The 2,451-nt window shown below is 60.9% G+C and carries 2 protein-coding genes; both read left to right on the top strand.

Annotated features, from left to right (window positions below):
• The coding region (locus FEM54_RS30490) for a carbon-nitrogen hydrolase family protein (protein WP_138454059.1) at nt 1-586 on the top strand (586 nt) is incomplete at its 5' end.
• Nucleotides 587-634: 48 nt separating this feature from the next.
• Nucleotides 635-2,451 (top strand): pyrroloquinoline quinone biosynthesis protein PqqF (pqqF, locus tag FEM54_RS30485; protein ID WP_138454058.1); only part of this gene is annotated, 1,817 nt, incomplete at its 3' end.

Genomic DNA, 2,451 nt, shown 5'->3' with positions numbered 1-2,451 from the left:
GGCCAAAAGCGCCGGACTGGCCATTCTCTACGGTTACCCGGAGCGGGCTGAGGACGGGCAGATCTACAACGCCGTGCAGTTGATCGATGCCCACGGCCAGCGCCTGTGCAACTACCGCAAGACTCATCTGTTTGGCGACCTGGACCACTCGATGTTCAGCGCCGGGGAAGATGATTTCCCGCTGGTGGAGCTTAACGGCTGGAAGCTCGGGTTTTTGATCTGCTACGACCTGGAGTTCCCGGAAAACACCCGACGCCTGGCCCTGGCCGGCGCCGAGGTAATCCTGGTGCCGACGGCCAATATGGTGCCGTTCGACTTTGTTGCCGACGTGACCGTGCGGGCGCGGGCCTTTGAAAACCAGTGCTATGTGGCCTACGCCAACTACTGCGGGCACGAAGGCGAGATTCAGTACTGCGGGCAAAGCAGTATTGCTGCGCCCAATGGCCAGCGAATCGCCCAGGCGGGGCTGGATGAATCGTTGATCGTCGGTACGCTGGATCGCCAGTCGATCCTGGATGCCCGCGCTGCCAATCACTACCTGCAAGACCGTCGCCCAGAGCTGTACGGCGCGCTGCACAAGCCCTGAGCCAGACGGTTTGTTAGCATAGGCACATCCTACGTTTCGGAAGTGCCCATGCCTGCGCCGGCCCACCCTCATCACCTTGACTTGACCCTGGCCAACGGCCTGCGGGTTTCCTTGCGCCATGCGCCACGCTTGAAGCGTTGCGCCGCGATGTTGCGCGTGGCCGCCGGCAGCCATGACGTGCCACTCGCGTGGCCGGGCTTGGCGCATTTTCTTGAGCATTTGCTGTTTCTCGGCACTGCGCGTTTTCCCACAAGCGAAGGCTTGATGGCCTACGTGCAGCGCCAGGGTGGGCAGGTCAACGCCAGCACCCGCGAGCGCACCACGGACTTTTTCTTTGAATTGCCGGTGCCAACCTTTGCCGATGGGCTGGAGCGGCTGGCGGATATGCTCACCCATCCGCGCCTGACGATTGAAGACCAACTGCGTGAGCGCGAAGTGCTGCAAGCGGAGTTTGTGGCCTGGTCCCAGGATGCCAAGGCGCAGCAGCAGGTTGCGCTGCTGGAAGGCTTGGCGGCGGACCATCCGCTGCGCGGTTTTCATGCCGGTAATCGGGATAGCCTGCCGGTTGAGCGTGAGGCGTTTCAGCAGGCATTGAAGGAATTCCATACCAGGTTCTATCAGAGCGGGCAGATGACATTAAACCTTGCCGGCCCGCAACCATTGGAAGAACTGCAAGCGTTGGCCCAGCGTTTCAGCGACGAATTGGCCACTGGCCCTCAGCACCCACAGGCTGCGCCGCCTGCGCTGATGCTCGGCCACGCCCAGGGCTTTCAATACATCGCCGATAACCACCTGCACCATGTCATCACCTGTGACGCGCCTCGCCAAGCCCTGGCGTTTCTCTGCACCTGGCTCAATGCTACGGCGCCGGGTGGTTTACTGGCTGAGCTGAAAGCGCGAAAACTGGCCAATGCCATGCAGGCGACCGTGCTTTATGCGTTTGCCGGGCAAGCCGTATTGGATATCGACTTTACCCTCGATACTCAAGACGATTCGGCTACGCAAATCGAAGCGTTGCTGCACGACTGGCTGAGCTTTTTCGCACACAGCGATTGGACACCTTTACGCGAAGAGTTCGCCTTGCTGAACGCTCGCCAGCAACAGACCCAAAGTGCCTTGGCATGGGTGCGAAACGAAAGTGAAGACCTGTCGGAACAGGGCGTCGTCGCACTCAAAAAACTGCTGGATTCACTGCACCTCAAACCGGCCAGACAGGCTTGGCAGTTGCCGCCGAACAACCCATTCCTGCTTCCGCCGGCCAAAGAACAACGCGCCGGGCTGATCCGCGGCCAGACCAGCGCCCATCGTGGTTTGCGCACCTTCGCGCAAGACCGCTCCCGGGGCCGTCGTGAGGTGTCGGCGCTGACATTCAGCCAGGCATTGGCGGATGACACCGATGAAGGCGCGCTGTATCTGCAATGGCAGTTTGATAACTCCGCGCCCGTGGGGTTGGAAAATACATTACAGCCATTGCGCGAGAATGCCCGGCAGGCCGGAGTTGAGTTGTCTTTCGAAACGATCGGCAATGATTTCCTGGTGAAAATGGTCGGTCTTCATCAGCCCATGCCGGCTGTTCTGGACGTATTGGCGCAAAGCTTAAGCCTGCCACAAGACGCCGCACCCGCCGCGACACCGATGATCGCCATCCGAGCGTTGCTCAAGGCGCTGCCCGTTTGCTGCACCGACACTCACTCCGGGCCAGCTTCATGGGCGACGGCTCGATGGCATGGGCTCGGCTTTGGATTGCCGGCCGCTTGTGAAGCCGCGATCAAAATCGCCGCAGCGCGGCTGCCTGGGCAGGCGGCAAGCATTGAACACACGCCGCCAACCCTCGACGGCCGGAAGCTCTGGCACACGATCAAAAC

This window comes from Pseudomonas edaphica, assembly GCF_005863185.1.
Taxonomy (GTDB): Bacteria; Pseudomonadota; Gammaproteobacteria; order Pseudomonadales; family Pseudomonadaceae; genus Aquipseudomonas; species Aquipseudomonas edaphica.
Note: the sequence above shows the minus strand (reverse complement) of the source record. Positions and strands in the feature narration are given on the sequence as shown.